Below are 21,496 nucleotides of genomic sequence, written 5' to 3'. Positions count from 1 at the left end.
ACCTATGCTAAATGCAGAATTTTTCACAGACACAGGACACCATAGGGAAAAAAACGAAGATGCCGGCGGTATTTTCTATAACATGACAGAGCAGCAACTATTGGTTTTATGTGATGGAATGGGCGGCCATAAAGCTGGGGAAGTCGCAAGTGAATTTGTGGTTCAACGCTTAAAGGAGCTATTCGAAGAAGAAAATTTGGTAGAAGAACACCAAGCAGAAGATTGGCTGCGTATGAAACTTCAAAAAGTGAATAGAGAACTTTACAGTTATGCGTTGACTGATGATAATTTCAAAGGCATGGGTACCACTGCGGTGGCAGCCCTGATCTTTGATAAGCATGTGGTAATCGCAAACATCGGCGATTCTCGCGCTTATTTAGTCAACAGCAGAGAAATCGAACAAATTACCAATGACCATTCTTTTGTGAATCATTTGGTAATGACGGGTCAGATTACAGAAGAAGAGGCGTTTACACATCCGCAGCGCAATATTATTACACGTGTGATGGGGACAGATAAATTCGTTGTACCAGATATTTATGTGAAGCGTCTTAACTTTAACGACTACTTATTGATGAACTCTGATGGTTTAACTGACTTTGTCCGTCCGTTTCAAATTAAAGAACAGCTCAATCAAGACTTGCCGCTTGAAGCACAAGGACAAGCTTTATTAGAGCTTGCGCAAATACATGATTCAACGGATAATGTCAGCCTTGTATTGGCAGAAATAGAAGGTGACCGCGTATGATGATAGGTTCAGTCATCAGCGAACGCTATAAGATAATAGAATTTTTAGGCGGCGGAGGCATGAGCAATGTATACCTCGCTGAAGATTCCATCTTAGACCGTAAAGTCGCTGTTAAAATGATTCATATTGCGCCGCATGAAAAAGAAGATATGGTGAGACGTTTTGAACGTGAAGTTCATAATACATCACGTCTCTCGCACGACAATGTTGTCAGCGTAAAAGATGTTGGAGAAGACCATGAATATTTCTATCTCGTGATGGAATATATCGAAGGTCCGACACTTTCTGAATATATTAAAACGCATGGACCTTTAAGTGTAGAAACAGCAGTCAGCTTTGCCCAGCAAATACTAGAAGGTATTCAGCATGCACATGAAATGGGTATCGTACATAGAGATATTAAACCGCAAAATATATTAGTCGATCGCAATAAAACGTTAAAGATTTTAGACTTCGGTATTGCGAAAGCATTAAGCGAAACTGCGATGACACAAACTAGTCATGTGTTGGGTACGGTTCAGTATTTATCGCCTGAACAAGCTAAAGGGGAATCTACAGACAAACGTACAGATATTTATTCAATCGGGATTGTTTTATACGAAATGCTTGTCGGCGAGCCGCCGTTTACCGGAGAGACAGCTGTCAGTATTGCGATAAAACATATACAAGATCCGATGCCGAATGCGACAGATATCAGACCTGAAATTCCGCAAGCATTGAGCAACGTTATATTAAAAGCAACAGAAAAAGACAGAGACAATCGCTTCCAAGACATTGAAAGCATGAAAAAAGATTTAAGCAGTGCGCTTGAAAAATGCCGAGCAGGCGAAACACCTTATGTATCGGATGAAGCTGATACGAAAACAATTGCGATTGATAAAGACGCGATTGCGAAAGAATCAAAAGCACAGCCGGAAGGCAAAAAGGAAGAACCGATTCATCAAACGATGGAGATTCCGATTGTGAATCAGCAACGTTTCCAAAGTACAGAAGGTCCGGTTTATGAAGTGCCTCAAAAGAAACGGTCCAAAAAGAAAAAATTCTTCTTCGGACTTATCTTTGCGGTACTGCTCATTAGTTTAATCAGTTTTGTGGCTTACGGTGTATTCGGAGACAAATATATTGAAACACCGGATTTAAGAGGCAAAACAGAAGCACAAGCCGAACAAATCTTGAAAGAACATAACATCAAAGTCGGCAAAACCAAAAGTGCATTCAGTGATAAGTATCAAGAGAATCAAATTATCACGACGGATCCAGCTCCAGGCGAACGCGTGGAAGAACATGGCACCGTCAATATTGTCTTGTCTAAAGGACCGAAAAAAGCACAAATGCCAAACCTATACGGTACTAGCAAAGCAGAAGCTTTGAAATTGCTGGATAAATTAGGCTTTAAGCATATTTCTGTCGGCCAAGCATATTCTAAAACAAAATTAGAACGCGGTTTGATTGAACATCAAAACATTGCGGCTGATACAGAAGTGCCGATTAATGATACACATATTGTATTGACAGAATCCTTAGGGGTTAAACAAGTCTATGTCAAAGACTATACAGGTGAAAGTTATGACAAAGCAGAGAAAGAACTGCATGAAAAAGGTTTAAAACCTGTGAAAGAAAAAGAAGTACACAGCGACAAAGTTGAAAAAGGCAAAATTATTTCTCAATCACCGAAAAGCAAGTCTGTCGATGAAGACTCGACAATCACCTTTGTCGTATCATTAGGTAAAAAATCTGATGATGACAGCAGTGATGAAGATAAATCTGATGAAAGCTCAGTTAAAGATGTGACACAATCTGTAAAAGTGCCGTATTCAGGTAAAGACGGCGACAGCCAAAAGGTAGAAATCTTTATTCGAGACAAAGACCATGACGGCACTTCAGCGTCGCAAACGATGGATATTACGAGCGATCGTTCTGTGTCTATTCCTTTAAAAATCGAAAAAGGCAAAACAGCAGGCTACACAGTACGTGTTGATGATAAAATTGTCGCAGACAAAGATGTCGGCTATTAAAAAATGAATAGCAATCCATTCATCCTATCTCTTAAGTTAAGGCTTTATGAGGTAGGATGTTTTTTGTATCAACCGTTCGTGTAATAGTGAAACGTTTGGTATAATGTATTAGTGAAAATGAACGTATATAAGAGAGGTGTCTCGGTGAGGACAGGACGTATTATCAAGTCGATCAGCGGTGTGTACCGCGTGGATTCAGACGGTGAAATGTTTGATACAAAACCCCGCGGTTTATTCCGCAAAAAGAAATTTTCTCCTATTGTCGGAGATATCGTAGATTTTGAAATTGAAAATGTGACAGAAGGCTATATCCATCATGTTCATGAAAGAAAAAATGAGCTGAAGCGGCCGCCAGTCAGCAATATCGATCATCTGATTATTGTGATGAGTGCGGTACAACCGGATTTTTCAACGCAATTGGTAGATCGCTTCTTAGTCATTGCGCATTCATACGGGTTGAATCCGCGTATTGTAGTAACGAAAAAAGATATGGCTGATGAGGAGCAAATCGAACGTATTGAACAAGCATTAGCAGTGTATCAAGACATCGGTTATGCGACGCAATTTGTCGGCAAAGAGGATTCAATTGAAGCGGTATTTGATGCATGGGGCGAAGGTCTTGCGGTGCTGAGCGGGCAATCTGGTGTCGGCAAATCTACACTGCTCAATGCGTATCGTCCTGACTTGAAGCTTGAGACGAACCAAATTTCAAAGTCTTTAAACCGCGGTAAACATACAACACGTCACGTAGAATTGTTTGAACGCGCAGACGGCTTTGTGGCAGATACGCCTGGGTTCAGTGCACTTGATTTTGACCATATCCATAAAGATGAGGTCAAAGATTACTTTTTAGAGATCCAAGCATACGGGCAAGATTGCAAATTCAGAAATTGCAACCATATGAAAGAACCGAAGTGTAATGTGAAAGCACAAGTAGAAGCGGGCAATATAGCGCAATTTCGTTATCAGCATTATGTACAATTATTTGAAGAAATTGCATCACGAAAGGAAAGATATTAATGGTTAAAGTATTTCCATCCCTATTATCAGCAGATTTTTTAAATCTGCACAATGAGTTGAAAGCGTTAGAAGCAGCAGGTGTCGATGGTGTGCACTTTGATGTCATGGATGGCCAATTTGTGCCGAATATTTCAATCGGACTTCCGATTTTAGAGGCTGTCAATGCAGGTACAGATTTACCGATTGATGTGCATTTAATGATTGAAAATCCAGAAGCGTATATCGCAGAGTTTGCGAATAAAGGGGCAGATATGATTTCCGTCCACTTTGAAGCAACACCGCATATTCATCGTGCGATTCAATTAATTCATGCACATGGCGTTAAAGCAGGCGTAGTGATTAATCCTGGTACATCCGCAGCGGCGATTGAACCGATTTTGCATGATGTCGACTATGTATTAGTGATGACAGTCAATCCTGGATTTGGCGGTCAAGCTTTCATTTCAAACAGTGTTGAAAAAGTAGCCGCATTACAAGCATATAAAGAGAAATTCGATTTAGATTTCGATATTGAAGTCGACGGCGGTATCAATGCGATTACTGGCCAAAAATGTGTCGAAGCAGGTGCAACCATGCTTGTGACAGGTTCATATTTCTTTAAACAAGCCAACTATCAATCAGTGGCAGAAGCATTAAAAGGTGCAGACGCATCTTCTAAGTAAAGGCAGGCAAGCGAAAGCAGGGGGAGCTTATGAAAATCAATCTATTATGCGGTGATCGCCATTTGCCGCATCATCTTTTACAACGAAAAGCAGACGAAGAATGGGGCGGTATCGACAGAGGCGCACTCATTTTGGTAGAACATGATATTCAACCGATATTTTCATTAGGTGACTTTGATTCTGTCACAGAAGAAGAACGAATAGATTTGAAAAATCAATTAGATATTCATCCGGTAAAAGCTGAAAAAGCAGATACAGACTTAGGCTTAGGTGTCAGAGAAGCCGTAGAATGCGGCTTTAATGAAATTAATATTTACGGTGCGACCGGCGGCAGACTGGATCACTTTTTAGGTGCTGTCCAATTACTGCAAGAACCTGACTACTTGGATGCAGGTGTAGTCGTGCGTCTGATTGATAAGCAAAATGAGATTGTATATCTAGGTAAAGGGACGCATGAAATGACGTATGATGCAGATTTCAAATATACCTCGTTTGTGCCGCAAAGAGATCATACTGTGATTTCATTAAATGGTTTCAAGTATCCGTTAGACCATCAAACTTTGTATCAAGGGTCTACATTAACGATTTCAAATGAGATTGAAGCTGAAAAAGCAGAAGTCATTGTAGAAGCGGGCGGTGTGCTTTGTGTACGCAGCCATGATTAACAGGTACACATGAAATATAAGTGTTTTAAACAAAATAAAAGGATTGGCGCATTAAAAATGCAAGCCAATCCTTTTTGTTAAAAAAAGACAAAAGAAAAACGACCCGCCACATACGAGTCGTTTGTTCATGTGCTTTATATTTATTAAACTCTAGTAACTTTACCAGATTTTAAAGCACGTGCAGAAACCCAAACTTTTTTAGGTTTTCCGTCTACTAGGATTCTAACTTTTTGAAGGTTAGCATTCCATCTACGTTTAGTAGAGTTTAAAGCGTGTGAACGACGATTACCAGTCGAAGCTTTACGACCTGTTACGAAACATTGTTTACCCATGAAAGTACCTCCTTTAATAAATATAAACACACGGACTTATGATATACTTTCCTAATTTAGCACAGATTTCACAAATTGGCAACCAAAATTTGTTGCAGTGCAAGAATTTTTTAAGTTATTCTAAATAAAGAACAAAATTGTGTTATAATTTGTAAATGTCTATGTATGCGTTTTACTTTAAAAGCAATTATGTGGACTTCATCACCCACTCAATTGAATTAAAGGGATGTGCCAGAGTTATCCGGCATTGAAAAAAAGGCATTATTACGCTATTCATTATATAATAGTAAGTAATAGATACAAGCCTTTTAAATGTGCTTGTTAGACCTATCTTAAGGAGGAACTCATAATGACATTAGAAATTACCAATGAATACGGCAATATTGACGTTTCAAACGAAGTGATTGCATCAGTAGTAGGCGGAAAAGCCGTAGAATGTTATGGTATTGTCGGAATGGCATCCAAACAACAAGTAAGAGATGGGATTGCGGAAATTTTAGGACATGAGAATTATGCACGCGGTATCGTGGTGCGTTCGCATGATAAAGCAATCGACATTGATATGTATATTATTGTAAGTTACGGAATCAAAATTTCAGAAGTTGCGAATAATGTGCAATCTACTGTTAAATATACTTTGGAAAAAACATTAAATCTAAAAGTGAATTCAATCAATATTTATGTACAGGGTGTACGTATGAATAATTACGGCAAGAAACATTAGGAGGACGACATGATGATCAGCAAAATAGATGGTAAATTATTTGCCGATATGGTAATCCAAGGGGCACAAAATTTATCTAATAATGCAGAGGTAATCAATGCATTAAATGTTTATCCTGTTCCAGACGGCGATACAGGTACGAACATGAATCTGACAATGACTTCAGGGAGAGAAGAAGTCGAACATAATGCATCTCATCACATTGGCGCTTTAGGGAAGACTTTCTCAAAAGGCTTGCTTATGGGTGCACGCGGGAATTCAGGTGTAATTCTTTCGCAAATCTTCAGAGGCTTCTGCCAAAATATGGAAGATTATGAAACAGTGGATGCGAAAGCATTCGCAGAAAGCTTTGAAGCAGGTATCGACACAGCTTATAAAGCAGTGATGAAACCAGTAGAAGGAACAATCTTAACTGTAGCAAAAGAAGCGGCTAAAGCTGGTGTAGAGAAAGCAAAACAAACAGAAGATTGTACAGAAGTATTAGAAGCTATTATCGAACAAGGCGGTATTGCTTTAGATAATACACCGAACCAATTACCAGTATTAAAAGAAGTCGGCGTTGTAGACAGCGGCGGTAAAGGTTTATTATGTGTGTATGAAGGTTTCTTAAAAGGTTTGAAAGGTGAAAAAGTAGAAGCTGCTGCACCTAAACTGGATACTGAAACTTTCGTCAACGATGACCATGATTTCTCAGGTATTATCAATACAGAAGATATTGTATATGGTTACTGTACTGAAATGATGGTACGTTTCGATAAAAATAAACGTCCATTCGACGAACAAGAATTCCGTCAAGATATGACGAAGTTCGGCGACTCATTACTAGTAATTAATGATGATGAGATTGTAAAAGTCCATGTTCACTCTGAACATCCAGGCGAAGTCTTTAATTACGGTCAAGAATACGGCGAATTAATTAAAGTCAAAGCTGAAAACATGCGCGAACAACACCGTAATGTGGTCAATAAAGAGAAGAAAGCAGAAAATAATAACGCTGAACAAGTAGAAACAGCAATTATTGCGATTTCTATGGGCGAAGGTATTTCTGAAATCTTCAAATCTATGGGCGCAACATCTATTATCAATGGCGGTCAAACAATGAATCCTTCAACAGAAGATATTGTGAAAGTCATTGAACAATCAGGTGCAAAAAAAGCGATTATTTTACCGAACAATAAAAACATTCAAATGGCTAGCGACCAAGCAGCTGAAATTGTCGAAGCAGATACAGTCGTGATTCCGACAAAATCTATTCCGCAAGGTATCGCTGCATTGTTCCATTATTTACCAGACGCAGCATTAGAAGATAATCAAGCTACAATGACTGAGGCTTTAAATGATGTCGTTTCAGGTGCGATTACGAATGCTGTGCGTAATACTACAATTGACGGTATTGCGATTAAAGAAGGCGAATTTATGGGCCTTAAAGAAGGTAAAATTGTTGCGAGCGAAACAACGCAATTAGAAGCAGCTAAAGCTCTATTAGCGGATATGATTGATGATGATTCTGAAATTGTCACTGTACTTACAGGAGAAGAAGCAGAATCAGAAACAACAGAAGCTTTAACAGAGTGGTTAGAAGAAGAATATCCTGATGTTGAAGTAGATGAACAAGTCGGAGATCAACCGATTTATCCGTATTTATTCTCAGTTGAATAAGATTGAAAATCACATAGCAGAGATGTAATGAATTCACTTAGGTTCAAAGGACAGCCTAAGTGAATTTTTCTGTGTGAAGTCAGAACAATACAAAATATATAAGCTTTAAATGCACTATTAGAATGCATTCAACTCGATTTTGCGAGAAGGAAATGAAAAATAGTACTGTTTTGTCAGATAAATTGTTATAATATTTGAAATAGTTGCAATAATCAAATAACACAATGGAGTAAGGGGGAGTTTCAATGAAGTTTAAAAGTGTCTTTGATATTATCGGGCCGACTATGGTAGGACCATCATCATCACATACAGCGGGGGCTGTAAGAATCGGATTAGTCGCACGGGACTTATTCGGCGATTTTCCGGAACGTGTCGATATCTATTTATACGGTTCGTTTATGGAAACTTATCGCGGTCATGGTACTGATGTTGCATTAGTGGGCGGATTGTTAGGTTATGATACGGATGATGATCGTATTAAAACCAGTTTAGAAACGGCAGCGGCAGAAGGAATGAAGGTCAACTTTATCGAGGTGCATGAAGATAAACCGCATCCGAATACGACAGTGCTGAGTATGACTAAAGGTGATAAAACTATTTCTGTAGAAGGGGTTTCTATCGGCGGCGGTAAAATTGAGATTGTCGCAGTCAATGGATTCCCAATCAGTATTTCAGGCAATTATCCGACATTATTAGTCTTTCACCGTGATACATTCGGTACCATCGGACGTGTGACGAATATATTAGGCGATGCGAGTATTAATGTAGGGTCCATGCAAGTAGCACGTAAAGAAAAAGGGGATTCTGCGCTAATGACTTGCGAATTAGATGAAGAACCAGATGATGCAATACTTAATAAAATCAGAGCGGTGGACGGCGTGACAGCTGTTTCATTGATGGAAGATTAATATGGGAGGGGGCATACACATGTTTAAGACTGTTGAAGAATTAGTAGAGAGATGTGAAACAGAAGGCAAAGCCATTCATGAAATTATGCTGGAGCAAGAAATGTCAGTAACCGGGGTGTCGGCTGATGAAGTATATGAAGGTATGGGCCATCATTTTAAAACGATGGAAAATGCTTTGGATGAAGGTTTGAATGGTGTGACCTCGACTACTGGATTAACAGGAGGCGACGCTGTTTTAATTAAAAAGTATTTAGAAAGCGGACAAGCGCTTTCCGGACCGATTTTATTAGATGCGGTCAGCAAAGCAGTTGCGACGAATGAAGTGAATGCGGCGATGGGGAAAATCTGTGCAACGCCGACTGCTGGTTCTGCGGGTGTCGTACCAGGAGTATTATTTGCGATTAAACACCGCTTCAACCCTTCTCACAAAGACATGCTGAACTTTTTATTAACTGCTGGTGCATTCGGCTTTGTCGTAGCAAATAATGCATCGATTTCAGGTGCTGCAGGCGGATGCCAAGCAGAAGTCGGTTCAGCTGCAGCGATGGCTGCAGCTGCAACAGTTGAAATGGCCGGCGGGACACCGCAGCAATCAGCTGAAGCTTTTGCAATTTGTATGAAAAATATGCTAGGTTTAGTATGTGACCCGGTAGCGGGATTGGTTGAAGTGCCTTGTGTGAAACGTAATGCAGCAGGGGCTTCGAATGCAATTGTGTCAGCGGATATGGCACTTGCAGGCGTTTCATCGCGTATTCCTACAGACGAAGTGATTTTGGCAATGTATCGCATCGGGCAGACGATGCCTTCAGCACTGCGTGAAACAGGACGCGGCGGACTCGCTGGAACACCAACCGGCCAACGCTTAAAACAACAAATATTTGGTGATTAAACATGACTAAAGTAAACCTCATTGATCAACCCTATTCGCTGGATCAAATCAAAGGACTTGGTCCGAAGCGGATCGGCGTATTAAATGAACTGAATATATATGACGTAGAAGATTTAGTGCTTTATTTGCCTGTGCGCTATGAAGATAACAGCGTGGTAGATTTAAATGAAGCAGAAGATCAATCAACCGTGACAGTGGTCGGCGAAGTGTATACTACGCCCACTGTCGCTTTTTTTGGAAGAAACCGTTCAAAAGTAACACTGCATTTAATGGTAAATAATATTGCGGTGAAAGCAGTCTTCTTCAATCAGCCTTACTTAAAAAAGAAAGTCAATCTGCACGACTATGTGACCATTAAAGGCAAATGGAACCGCGGCAAACAAGAAATCAATGGTATGCGAATGTATACCACAGAACAGCCGGATATGAGCCAAGACCAAGAACAGCTTGAACCGGTCTACCGCATCAAAGAAGGCATTAAACAAAAAACTTTGAGAGATATTATCCGCAAAGTCTTAGATGACATAGAAATCAAAGAATGGCTGTCAGATGAACTGCGCGAAAAATATAAATTAGAATCACTCGCTTCAACTATACGCGCGCTGCATTATGCAGATAATAAAAAAGCGTTGTTAAAAGCACGCAGAACGTATGCTTTTACAGAATTATTCTTATTCGAGCTGCGAATGCAGTGGCTGAATCGTCTTGAAAAAGCAAGTGATGATGCGATTGAAATCGATTATGATTTAAACAAAGTCAAAGGATTTATCGATGATTTGCCGTTCGAATTAACAGACGCACAAAAAACAGCAGTGAATGAAATCTTCAGAGATTTAAAAGCACCGATACGTATGCATCGTCTGTTGCAAGGGGATGTAGGCTCAGGCAAAACTGTAGTCGCAGCACTTTGTATGTATGCCTTGAAAACAGCGGGCTATCAATCTGCACTCATGGTACCGACTGAAATCTTAGCAGAACAGCATGCGGAAAGTTTAACAAAATTGTTCGGGGATCGTATGAACGTTGCTTTGCTTACGGGTTCTGTCAAAGGCAAGAAGCGCAAATTGTTATTAGAGCAATTAGAAAACGGTACAATTGATTGCTTAATCGGAACGCATGCTTTGATTCAAGATGATGTGTCGTTTAAAAATGTCGGATTAGTGATTACGGATGAGCAGCACCGTTTCGGTGTGAATCAGCGTCAAGCCTTAAGAGAAAAGGGTGCAATGACGAATGTGTTGTTTATGACTGCGACACCGATTCCTAGAACATTAGCCATTTCAGTATTCGGCGAGATGGATGTATCTTCAATCAAACAATTGCCGAAAGGACGAAAACCAATTAAGACCATGTGGGCAAAACATGAAGCGTATGAATCTGTCTTGAATCAAATGACTGCAGAATTGAATAAAGGCAGACAAGCTTATGTTATCAGTCCGCTGATTGAAAGCTCAGAACATCTCGAAGATGTACAAAATGTGATTGAATTATATGAATCGCTGGAGCAGCATTATGGTGTCGGCCGTGTCGGATTATTGCATGGTAAAATGCATGCCGATGATAAAGATGACGTCATGCAGCGGTTTAATCGACATGAAATCGATATTTTAGTTTCGACGACTGTAGTGGAAGTTGGGGTAAACGTCCCTAATGCGACGTTTATGATTATTTATGATGCTGATCGCTTCGGACTTTCCACGCTCCACCAATTACGCGGCCGTGTCGGACGCAGCGAACATCAAAGTTACTGTGTTTTGATTGCATCGCCGAAAACCGAGACAGGGATTGAGCGTATGAATATTATGACGCAAACTACAGATGGGTTCGAACTGAGCGAACGTGATTTGGAAATGCGCGGTCCGGGTGATTTCTTTGGTGTGAAACAAAGCGGCTTGCCTGACTTTTTAGTGGCGAATATCGTTGAAGATTATCGTATGTTAGAAGTAGCAAGAGATGAAGCAGCTGAATTGATTCAATCTGGTGCTTTCTTTACAAAACAGTATGACATTCTGCGCAATTTCGTAGAACAAAATCTATTACACACAAGTTTTGATTAAATCTAACAAAATAAGATGCAAGGCGATGGGTGAATGGCATACAAAATCATTTGCAAGTGTCATTCATAGCGCCTGGCAATACATGACACATCAGATTAATTTCGATAAACTGTAATTAATTAATCTGTTGTGTTTTTTGTTGAGCTGTTTTAAGAGAAAATGATATGATATGTAAGGAAGTCTTAAGACTTGGTACTAAATTAGGGGGGGTAAAGCAATGAAGTTGAAAAAACAAGAACGCCGTGATGCAATCAAACAACGTCTGCAAGAGAACCCCTTTATGACTGATAATGAGTTGAGCGATTTATTTTCTGTCAGTATCCAAACGATAAGACTGGATAGAACTTACTTGAAAATACCGGAATTGCGTAAACGAATTAAATCTGTAGCAGAACATAACTACAAACATATTCGTGCAATTGAAGGAAATGAAATTATCGGTGACTTGATTCGGGTAGAACCAAATGTCACTGCTGAATCTTTGATTTATATTACGGAAGATTCGGTCTTTACGCGTAATGATATTGCGCGCGGACATATATTGTTTGCACAAGCCAATTCATTATGTGTAGCATTGATTCAAAAGAATATGGTGCTGACAAGAGAAAGCCAAGTCAACTTTTTAAAACAAGTGAAATTGCATGATACCGTACATGCTTTTGCGCAAGTGGTTGATTTCGGATCAAAATATATTACGGTTGCAGTATCGTCATATGTCAAAGACAAATGCGTATTCAGAGGTACATTCAAAATGTATTATTATAATGAGGAGTGATCACGAGATGGTGACATTAGCCATTGATATGATGGGCGGAGATGACGCGCCTGGTATCGTTTTAGAAGCGGTAGAAAAAGCGTTGAACGACTTCCCAGATTTACATATTATTTTATTCGGAGATGAAGCACAGTGCACAATCAAGCATGAGCGCTTAGAATTCCGTCATACTACTGAAGAAATTGAAATGGAAGATGAGCCGGTACGTGCCATAAAAAGAAAGAAAGACAGCTCTATGGTCAGAGCGGCACAAGCGGTAAAAGACGGGGAAGCTTCAGGATGTGTTTCTGCAGGCAATACAGGCGCGCTGATGTCTGCTGGACTCTTCATAGTAGGCCGTATTAAAGGTGTAGCAAGACCAGCATTAGTGGTGACACTTCCGACTGTTTCCGGCAAAGGTTTTGTATTTTTAGATGTCGGTGCCAATGCGGATGCTAAACCAGAACATTTATTGCAATATGCGCAATTAGGCAATATTTACGCTGAAAAAATCAGAGGTATCGGTGCACCGAAAGTAGCATTGTTAAATATTGGAACGGAACCTAAAAAAGGCAATAACTTAACGAAAGAAGCTTATAATTTGATGAAAGAAGATCCTTCTTTCTACTTCTCAGGCAATGTTGAAGCAAAAACATTGATGGAAGATGCCGCAGATGTTGTAGTTACTGATGGTTTCACAGGCAATATGGTCTTAAAGAACTTAGAAGGTACTGCGAAATCTATCGGTAAAATGCTGAAATCTGCATTATTAGCCAACTTCAAGAACAAACTTGCAGCATTGGTATTGAAGAAAGATTTAGATAAAATGACGAAGAAAATGGACTATGCTGAATACGGCGGTTCAGTACTGCTAGGTTTAGACGGTATTGTCGTTAAAGCACACGGCAGCTCAAATGCAAGAGCATTTTATTCTGCAATTCGCCAAGCGAAAATCGCAGGAGAAAATCATATTGTCGATATTATGAGAGAAACGGTAGGTGGACAAAATGGGTAAAACAGCGATTATCTTTCCAGGTCAAGGTGCGCAAAAAGTAGGTATGGCACAAGACTTGTACCAACAAGATACAAATGCAACAAAAACATTAGACGCTGCACAAGAAGCAGCAGGCTTTGATTTATTAGAAACAATGTTCACAGATGAAGAAGGCAAACTCGGTGAAACTGAAAATACACAACCTGCCTTATTAACACACAGTATTGCATTGTTTAATGCTTTGAATGATTTAGGTGCAGATTATACAATGGGACATAGCCTCGGCGAATATTCAAGCTTAGTTGCGGCTAAAGTACTTTCTTTTGAAGATGCGGTAAAAATCGTACGCAAAAGAGGGGAATTAATGGCACAGGCTTTCCCAAGCGGTGTCGGCAGCATGGCTGCAGTACTTGGTTTGGATTATGATGAAGTTGCGAAGATCTGCGAAGATTTATCTGAAGAAGGTTCTATTGTTGAACCGGCAAATATCAATTCGCCAGGTCAAGTCGTTGTGTCTGGTCATAAAACAGCTATCGACAGAATTGTAGAGCAAGGTAAATCTTTAGGCGCAAAACGTGTGATGCCTTTAAAAGTTTCAGGACCTTTCCACTCTTCAATGATGCAAGTGATTGAGAAAGATTTTGAAGACTATATCAATCAATTCGAATGGCATGATGCAGAAATTCCTGTCGTGCAAAACTATCATGCACAAGCAGAAACAGACGCAGAAGTAATTAAACAAAACATGGTGAAACAATTGTATTCTCCAGTGCAGTTTATTAAATCTACAGAGTATTTAATTGAACAAGGTGTCGATCACTTTATTGAAATCGGACCAGGCAAAGTATTATCCGGTTTAATTAAGAAAATCAACAGAGATGTTAAATTAACTTCGATTCAAACACTCGAAGATGTCAAAGGATGGAATGAACATGAGTAAAAGTGCATTAGTAACAGGAGCTTCTAGAGGAATTGGACGCAGTATTGCGCTGCAATTAGCAGAAGACGGTTATAATGTTGCGGTGAACTACGCCGGCAACAAAGAAAAAGCAGAAGCAGTCGTAGAAGAAATCAAAGCTAAAGGTGTGGAAGCTTTCGCAATTCAAGCGAATGTCGCAAACCCTGATGAAGTCAAAGACATGATTCAAGAAGTCGTAAAACAATTCGGTTCAGTGGATGTACTAGTTAATAACGCAGGTATTACACGCGACAACTTATTAATGCGTATGAAAGAACAAGAATGGGATGACGTAATTGATACGAACCTTAAAGGTACATTCAACTGCATCCAAAAAGTATCGCGTCAAATGATGAAACAAAGAAGCGGTGCAATCATCAACTTATCTAGTGTAGTAGGTGCTGTCGGCAACCCGGGTCAAACAAACTATGTTGCGACAAAAGCCGGTGTTATCGGATTAACAAAATCTGTAGCCCGCGAACTTGCTTCGCGTAATATTACAGTGAATGCTGTAGCACCTGGATTTATTGTTTCTGATATGACAGATGCTTTAAGCGATGACATTAAAGAACAAATGAAAGGTCAAATTCCATTAGGCCGCTTTGGTCAAGATACAGATATTGCGAACACAGTATCTTTCTTAGCATCTGACAAAGCAAAATACATTACTGGCCAAACAATCCATGTCAATGGCGGTATGTTTATGGAATAATTGCCGTTAAATCATGAGAAGTAGTGGGATTACACTATTTTATGGAGCTATCCCACTTGTATTCTTAATGATATAATGGGAAAATAATAGAGTCATATAGGCTTGTTAAAGGAGGTGAATCGACGTGGAAAACTTCGATAAAGTTAAAGATATCATCGTTGACCGTTTAGGTGTTGATGCTGACAAAGTAACTGAAGATGCATCTTTCAAAGATGATTTAGGCGCTGACTCACTTGATATCGCGGAATTAGTTATGGAATTAGAAGACGAATTTGGTACTGAAATTCCAGATGAAGAAGCTGAAAAAATCAATACAGTTGGTGACGCAGTTAATTTCATCAACAACCTTGAAAAATAATGAACAATACTATCTGAGTCGTCTCTTTGACCGACTCAGATTTTTCTTTTGTTTTGCTTGAAATTCACGTAAAATGGGACACATAAGCAATTTAACGACATCGTTCGTTTTCGAAATAATTAAAGGAGGTCTTTTTTTGGCCAAACATAAGAAAGATGCATTGTTGCAAGCTTTTAACGAGAAGTTTGCGAATAAAATGCATGCATTGCAACTCTCATATGATAATTTACCTCTCTATCAGCAAGCATTTTCACATTCAAGTTTTATTAATGATTTCAATATGGATCGTCTGGCGCATAATGAGCGTCTGGAGTTTCTTGGAGATGCGGTATTAGAATTGACGGTTTCACGCTATTTATTTGATAAGTATCCACAACTGCCTGAAGGCAATCTTACAAAAATGCGCGCGACCATCGTTTGTGAACCCTCACTTGTAATATTTGCGAATAAAATCAAATTAAACGAACTTATTCTGCTCGGCAAGGGCGAAGAGAAAACCGGCGGACGTACAAGACCGTCATTGGTATCGGATGCATTTGAAGCTTTTGTAGGTGCCTTATATTTAGACCAAGGTTTAGATGCAGTTTGGCATTTTGCACAAGTTGTTATCTTCCCATATGTAGAAGATAATGCATTGATGGGTGTTATTGACTTTAAAACACAATTCCAAGAGTATATCCATCGCCTGAACAAAGGCAGCGTGACGTACCGCTTGATACATGAAGAAGGTCCTGCACATCACCGCCTATTTACTTCTGAAGTGTTATTAGAAGGAGAAGCTATTGCGGAGGGGCAAGGCAGAACGAAGAAAGAATCAGAACAAAAAGCCGCTGAAAAGGCTTATACAGAGATGAAACAGAAACAATGAACAAGCTGCTGAGTGCAGCGACAGGGAGAACGAGTGAAGTATGGTTTATTTAAAATCAATTAATGCATTTGGATTCAAATCGTTTGCAGAACACACTGAAGTCCACTTTGATCAAGGTGTGACGGCGATTGTTGGTCCAAACGGTAGTGGCAAAAGTAATATCACCGATGCGATTAAATGGGTCTTAGGTGAACAATCAGCTAAGTCTCTGCGCGGTTCTAAAATGGAAGATATTATTTTTTCCGGTGCCGAACATCGTAAAGCTCAAAATTATGCAGAAGTACGATTAAAACTAGATAATCACGCCCATCAGCTGAATGTCGAACAAGATGAAATCATCGTGACACGCAGATTGTATCGCAGCGGTGAAAGTGCATATTATTTAAATAATGACCGTGCACGCTTAAAAGATATTATTGATCTTTTCTTAGATTCAGGTTTAGGAAAAGAGGCTTTCAGTATTATCTCACAAGGCCGTGTAGATGAAATATTAAATGCGAAACCTGTCGATCGACGTCAAATCATCGAAGAATCAGCAGGGGTCTTGAAATATAAAAAGCGTAAAGCAGCTTCGGTTCAAAAGCTGGATCAAACAGAAGAAAACCTAAATCGTGTGGAGGATATTCTGTATGATTTAGAAGGGCGTGTTGAACCTTTAAGAGAAGAAGCAGCCATTGCTAAAGAATACCAGCACTTGTCTCAAGAAATGAAGAAAAGCGATGTGCTGGTAACTGTTCATGATATTAATGACTACAGCGAAGCTATTCATAAAGCAGATGAACGCTTAAATATATTAAAGAGTCAGCAAGCACAAAAAGAAGCGGATAAAAACAGCTATTCACGTACTTTATCCAAATATAAAGCTGAATTGAATCAAAAGAATGATGAGATTGAACGCTTGAACTATGATTTGGTTCAAACGACAGAAGCAGCCGAAAAGCTATCAGGGCAGCTGAATGTATTAGAAGAACGTAAACGCAACCAATCTCAAACCAACGCACGCTATGAAGAAGAACAAGAAGCGTTAAAAGCACAAGAAGTCCAGCTGATTGAAGAAAAAGCACAAGCTGAAGAAGAAAAACAATCACTTCAAGAAAAACAAAAAGCACTGTCAGCTGAGATTAAAAAGCTCGAAGATCAGTTGTATGTGGCTGACGGTGATCATGAAGAAGAATTAGAAGCAATTAAAAATGATTACTATGACTTAATGTCAGCACAATCAGAAGTGAATAATGATATTCGTTTCTTGCAGCGTACGATTGAAGAAAACGAAGCGAAGCAAGATCGGTTAGACAGCCGCTTATTAGAAGCTTTCAATCAATTAAAAGCTATTCAATCAGAAATCAATACGTTATCTAAACAGCACCAAGAGAAGCAGCAAGCATTCGAAAAGCTGGAAAATCAGTTGAAATCATGCGAAGCAGAATTAACGACAAGCAAAAATCAGCAAAATGCAGATGAAGAAAAACTGTATCAAGCCTATCGCTATACAGATAAACTGAAAGCGAAAATCGAGAGTTTGAATAGTCGGGAAGAAGACTATACGTATTTCTTTAATGGTGTCAAACACATCTTAAAAGCAAAAGACAGCCAATTATCAGGCATTCATGGTGCAGTGGCAGAAATTATCGAAGTACCGTCGGAATTGACGACTGCGATTGAAACAGCATTAGGTGCATCTATGCAGCATATTATCGTTGATAATGAAAAAGATGCCAGACAAGCGATTGCGTATTTAAAACAAAATCGTTTAGGACGTGCAACGTTCTTACCGTTGAATGTCATTCAACCGAGACGTTTAAGCTCAGATATTATGCATACTGCACAACAAGCAGCCGGCTTTATGGGTATTGCGGCTGACTTGATTCAAGTTGATCAGCAATATAACAATATTATCTATAATTTACTCGGCAATACGATTATTGTAGATGATTTGAAACATGCCAATGACCTTGCACAAGCCATTCGCTATCGTACACGTATCGTGACGTTAGAAGGAGATATCGTCAATCCAGGCGGTTCTATGACAGGCGGCGGGCAGCGTCAAACGAAGAGTATATTGGCACAACGTGATGAACTGACACAATTAAGAGCGCAATTAAAAGACTATGAGCAGCAAACCGCACAATTCGAACAAGAAGTTCAAAAAGCGAAAGCACATGCGAATGAATTGAGCGAAAATTACCTGCATATCAGCAAAAGCTATAATACAGCGAAACAAGAAATGCATGATTTATCGCTGGAACTCGATCGTTTGCGTAAAAGCGAAGCACATCTCAAAAATGAACATGAAGAGTTTGAATTTGAGAAGAATGACGGCTATCAAAGTGCGACCAGCCGCGAAACGCTAGAAACCAAAGAACAAGAAAAACAAGAAATCGCAAAGAAACTGCAAGCTTTAGAACAGCAAATTGAAAATTTAACGCAATTGTCTAAAGAAGGAAAAGCCAACTCGGCTCAATTACAGCAGCAATTGCATCAAAAACAATCTGATTTGGCAGTACTCAAAGAACGCAGCAAAACACAACGCCAAGCATTAGAACGTCTTGCTAATCAAATCACGCAAAATCAGCAGCAGCAAGAAAAACTAGAAGAAGATATTGCATTGTTCAATTCGGATGAAGTGACAGGACAGAAAGCTTTCGAAACGATTCAAAAAGATATCAAAGCTAAGCAAGAAGAAAAAGAAGCTTTAAGCGAAAAGTTGAATACTTTGAAAACAGACCGACAAGAAATCAATGCATCGATTGATGACTTCGACAGCAAGCTTCAAGAAGCACATCGTGATATCTTATCTATAGAAAACAGCTATCAAGATATTAAAGCAGAACAATCGAAGCTTGATGTGTTAATCTCACATTGTATCGATCATTTAACCGATGATTATCATTTAACATTCGAAGCAGCGAAAGACATGTATGAACAAGATGAGCCGATTGATGCATTGCGTCAAAAGGTGAAATTGACGAAAATGTCGATTGAAGAACTGGGGCCTGTGAATTTAAATGCGATTCAGCAGTTCGAAGAAGTGAATGAACGTTTCACATTCTTAGATGAACAGCGTACAGATTTAAGAGAGGCCAAAGCGACATTAGAACAAATTATTCTAGAAATGGACCAAGCGGTTATGGAGCGCTTTAAAACAACGTTCCATGCGGTACAAGGTTATTTCTCAGAAGTGTTCAAATCGTTATTCGGCGGCGGTTATGCAGAATTAAAATTAACGGATGATGATTATTTGACTGCCGGTGTGGATATTATTGTACAACCCCCAGGCAAGAAGCTGCAGCACCTTTCATTACTCAGCGGGGGAGAACGTGCTTTAAGTGCCATTGCATTGCTTTTTGCATTATTAAAAGTGCGATCAGCTCCATTTGTTATACTAGATGAGGTAGAGGCAGCACTAGATGAAGCTAATGTGATTCGTTATGTGAATTATTTAAGACAGTTATCTGAGAAAACACAATTTATTGTGATTACTCACCGCAAAGGCACAATGGAAGCAGCTGATCGTTTATATGGTATTACGATGCAAGAATCCGGCGTATCTAAACTTGTAAGTGTGAATTTAAATACAATTGATGAAGTGTTGAAGGAGGAACAAGAATGAGCTTTTTTAAACGACTAAAAGACAAGTTTGCAGGCAAACCCTCAGAAGAAAAAAAAGACTTAGAAGAACTGCAAGACGTAGAGCAATCTGAAGATGAAAAGAAAGAAGAAGAGACCGTTTCTTCTGAAAAAACCGAGCAGCGCTCTACATTGCCTGAAGCACAGCCGAAAGAAGAAACAAAAGACGATTTTGATTTCGATGACGGCTTAATTTCGATTGAAGAATTTGAAGAAATCGAATCTCAAAAATTGGGTGCGAAGTTCAGACAAGGTTTGGAAAAATCACGTGAAAACTTCCAAGAACAGCTGAACAATTTGATTGCACGTTACCGTACAGTAGATGAAGACTTCTTCGAAGCTTTAGAAGAAATGTTAATCACAGCCGATGTCGGTTTCAATACGGTAATGGAACTGGTAGATGAATTGCGTACAGAAGCACAACGCCGCAACATTAAAGAAACTGCAGACTTAAAAGAAGTTATCGTAGAAAAAATCGTTGAAATCTATCAGCAAGATGATGACCACTCAGAACTTATGAATATTGAAGACGGCCGTTTAAACGTTATCTTAATGGTAGGTGTGAATGGTGTCGGCAAAACAACAACAATCGGTAAATTAGCACATCGTTATAAAGCAGAAGGCAAGAAAGTAATGTTAGCAGCAGGCGACACATTCAGAGCCGGTGCGATTAATCAATTGAAAGTATGGGGCGAACGCGTAGATGTGGATGTCATCAGCCAAAGCGAAGGTTCAGATCCGGCAGCTGTAATGTATGATGCGATTAATGCGGCCAAACATAAAGGTGTCGACATTTTAATCTGCGATACTGCAGGACGTCTGCAAAACAAAGCCAACTTAATGAATGAGTTGGAGAAAATGAAACGTGTTATCGGACGTGCAGTACCGGACGCGCCGCATGAAGTATTATTATGCTTAGATGCGACAACAGGACAAAACGCATTGTCTCAAGCACGCAACTTTAAAGATGTCACAAACGTGACAGGTATTGTCTTGACAAAACTTGACGGTACAGCGAAAGGCGGTATTGTCTTAGCAATCCGTAATGAATTGCATATACCGGTAAAATACGTTGGTTTAGGCGAACAGCTGGATGATTTACAACCGTTCGACCCAGAAAGTTACGTTTACGGCTTGTTTGCGGATATGATTGAAGAAACAGTTGAAGAGCATGCGGATGATCATGAAACAAATGATGGTGAGACACCTGATGAGCAAAAATGATTTAGTTAAGACACTGCGCATGAATTATTTGTTTGATTTTTATCAATCCCTGCTTACTAAGAAACAACGTAATTATTTGGAATTATTTTATCTTGAAGATTATTCATTGAGCGAAATCGCGGATACTTTTGATGTGAGTCGCCAAGCAGTGTATGATAACATAAGAAGAACTGGTGATTTAGTAGAAGACTATGAAGCGAAATTAGAGCTTTATACAAAGTTTGAACAACGTCGTGAAATTTATAATCAAATGAAAGCATCTATTGAAGATCCGGATGCCTTGAAACAATATATTGAGAAACTAGAAGAATTAGAATAAGGA

At 39.4% G+C, this 21,496-nt stretch carries 20 protein-coding genes; 19 read left to right on the top strand and 1 reads right to left on the bottom strand.

Annotated features, from left to right (window positions below):
* Window positions 1–4: 4 nt before the first annotated feature.
* From C7N65_RS03170 to C7N65_RS03150, 5 genes are all read left to right on the top strand, one after another.
* The gene (locus C7N65_RS03170; protein WP_105993013.1) at window positions 5–748 is read left to right on the top strand and encodes a Stp1/IreP family PP2C-type Ser/Thr phosphatase; all 744 of its coding nucleotides are present in this window, start codon (window positions 5–7) and stop codon (window positions 746–748) included.
* The gene (gene pknB / locus C7N65_RS03165; protein ID WP_105993060.1) at window positions 748–2,763 is read left to right on the top strand and encodes a Stk1 family PASTA domain-containing Ser/Thr kinase; all 2,016 of its coding nucleotides are present in this window, start codon (window positions 748–750) and stop codon (window positions 2,761–2,763) included. The genes C7N65_RS03170 and pknB overlap by 1 nt, the downstream gene beginning before the upstream one ends.
* Window positions 2,764–2,907: 144 nt before the next feature.
* Window positions 2,908–3,783: a ribosome small subunit-dependent GTPase A gene (rsgA, locus tag C7N65_RS03160; RefSeq protein ID WP_105993012.1), complete on the top strand. Its 876-nt coding sequence runs from the start codon at window positions 2,908–2,910 to the stop codon at window positions 3,781–3,783.
* On the top strand, window positions 3,783–4,445 hold the full coding sequence (rpe, locus tag C7N65_RS03155) for a ribulose-phosphate 3-epimerase (RefSeq protein WP_105993011.1): 663 nt from the start codon (window positions 3,783–3,785) through the stop codon (window positions 4,443–4,445). The genes rsgA and rpe overlap by 1 nt, the downstream gene beginning before the upstream one ends.
* Before the next feature lie 29 nt (window positions 4,446–4,474).
* The gene (locus C7N65_RS03150; RefSeq protein ID WP_105993010.1) at window positions 4,475–5,110 is read left to right on the top strand and encodes a thiamine diphosphokinase; all 636 of its coding nucleotides are present in this window, start codon (window positions 4,475–4,477) and stop codon (window positions 5,108–5,110) included.
* 143 nt (window positions 5,111–5,253) lie between these two features.
* Here C7N65_RS03150 and rpmB read toward each other — a convergent pair whose 3' ends face one another.
* Window positions 5,254–5,442, bottom strand: a complete 189-nt coding sequence (rpmB, locus tag C7N65_RS03145) for a 50S ribosomal protein L28 (RefSeq protein ID WP_000517908.1) — start codon at window positions 5,440–5,442, stop codon at window positions 5,254–5,256.
* Window positions 5,443–5,791: 349 nt separating this feature from the next.
* On the opposite strand from rpmB, the gene C7N65_RS03140 reads away from it, so the two are divergent.
* From C7N65_RS03140 to C7N65_RS03075, 14 genes are all read left to right on the top strand, one after another.
* Window positions 5,792–6,166: an Asp23/Gls24 family envelope stress response protein gene (locus C7N65_RS03140; RefSeq protein ID WP_105993009.1), complete on the top strand. Its 375-nt coding sequence runs from the start codon at window positions 5,792–5,794 to the stop codon at window positions 6,164–6,166.
* Between the two features lie 12 nt (window positions 6,167–6,178).
* Window positions 6,179–7,825 carry a fatty acid kinase catalytic subunit FakA gene (fakA, locus tag C7N65_RS03135; protein WP_105993008.1) on the top strand — a complete coding sequence of 549 codons (1,647 nt, stop codon included), beginning with the start codon at window positions 6,179–6,181 and terminating at the stop codon, window positions 7,823–7,825.
* Between the two features lie 245 nt (window positions 7,826–8,070).
* Complete coding sequence (sdaAB, locus tag C7N65_RS03130) at window positions 8,071–8,733, top strand: L-serine ammonia-lyase, iron-sulfur-dependent subunit beta (RefSeq protein WP_105993007.1); 663 nt, start codon at window positions 8,071–8,073, stop codon at window positions 8,731–8,733.
* A 19-nt stretch (window positions 8,734–8,752) separates the two neighbouring features.
* Window positions 8,753–9,622, top strand: coding sequence for an L-serine ammonia-lyase, iron-sulfur-dependent, subunit alpha (sdaAA, locus tag C7N65_RS03125; protein WP_105993006.1), 870 nt, complete (start codon window positions 8,753–8,755; stop codon window positions 9,620–9,622).
* 2 nt (window positions 9,623–9,624) lie between these two features.
* Window positions 9,625–11,679, top strand: coding sequence for an ATP-dependent DNA helicase RecG (gene recG / locus C7N65_RS03120; protein WP_105993005.1), 2,055 nt, complete (start codon window positions 9,625–9,627; stop codon window positions 11,677–11,679).
* A gap of 217 nt (window positions 11,680–11,896) precedes the next feature.
* Window positions 11,897–12,454 carry a transcription factor FapR gene (gene fapR, locus C7N65_RS03115; protein WP_105993004.1) on the top strand — a complete coding sequence of 186 codons (558 nt, stop codon included), beginning with the start codon at window positions 11,897–11,899 and terminating at the stop codon, window positions 12,452–12,454.
* Between the two features lie 7 nt (window positions 12,455–12,461).
* On the top strand, window positions 12,462–13,448 hold the full coding sequence (plsX, locus tag C7N65_RS03110; RefSeq protein ID WP_105993003.1) for a phosphate acyltransferase PlsX: 987 nt from the start codon (window positions 12,462–12,464) through the stop codon (window positions 13,446–13,448).
* The gene (gene fabD, locus C7N65_RS03105; protein WP_105993002.1) at window positions 13,441–14,367 is read left to right on the top strand and encodes an ACP S-malonyltransferase; all 927 of its coding nucleotides are present in this window, start codon (window positions 13,441–13,443) and stop codon (window positions 14,365–14,367) included. The genes plsX and fabD overlap by 8 nt, the downstream gene beginning before the upstream one ends.
* Window positions 14,360–15,097, top strand: coding sequence for a 3-oxoacyl-[acyl-carrier-protein] reductase (gene fabG, locus C7N65_RS03100; RefSeq protein ID WP_105993001.1), 738 nt, complete (start codon window positions 14,360–14,362; stop codon window positions 15,095–15,097). Before fabD ends, fabG begins: the two co-directional genes overlap by 8 nt.
* 124 nt (window positions 15,098–15,221) lie before the next feature.
* The gene (locus C7N65_RS03095; RefSeq protein WP_002480667.1) at window positions 15,222–15,455 is read left to right on the top strand and encodes an acyl carrier protein; all 234 of its coding nucleotides are present in this window, start codon (window positions 15,222–15,224) and stop codon (window positions 15,453–15,455) included.
* 136 nt (window positions 15,456–15,591) lie between these two features.
* On the top strand, window positions 15,592–16,323 hold the full coding sequence (rnc, locus tag C7N65_RS03090) for a ribonuclease III (RefSeq protein ID WP_105993000.1): 732 nt from the start codon (window positions 15,592–15,594) through the stop codon (window positions 16,321–16,323).
* Window positions 16,324–16,363: 40 nt separating this feature from the next.
* Window positions 16,364–19,933, top strand: a complete 3,570-nt coding sequence (gene smc, locus C7N65_RS03085) for a chromosome segregation protein SMC (RefSeq protein ID WP_105992999.1) — start codon at window positions 16,364–16,366, stop codon at window positions 19,931–19,933.
* Complete coding sequence (ftsY, locus tag C7N65_RS03080; RefSeq protein ID WP_105992998.1) at window positions 19,930–21,174, top strand: signal recognition particle-docking protein FtsY; 1,245 nt, start codon at window positions 19,930–19,932, stop codon at window positions 21,172–21,174. The genes smc and ftsY overlap by 4 nt, the downstream gene beginning before the upstream one ends.
* Window positions 21,161–21,493, top strand: coding sequence for a putative DNA-binding protein (locus tag C7N65_RS03075; protein ID WP_105992997.1), 333 nt, complete (start codon window positions 21,161–21,163; stop codon window positions 21,491–21,493). The genes ftsY and C7N65_RS03075 overlap by 14 nt, the downstream gene beginning before the upstream one ends.
* Window positions 21,494–21,496 lie beyond the last annotated feature (3 nt).

It is taken from the genome of Staphylococcus simulans (genome assembly GCF_002994445.1).
GTDB classification, from domain to species: Bacteria; Bacillota; Bacilli; order Staphylococcales; family Staphylococcaceae; genus Staphylococcus; species Staphylococcus simulans_B.
Note: the sequence above shows the minus strand (reverse complement) of the source record. Positions and strands in the feature narration are given on the sequence as shown.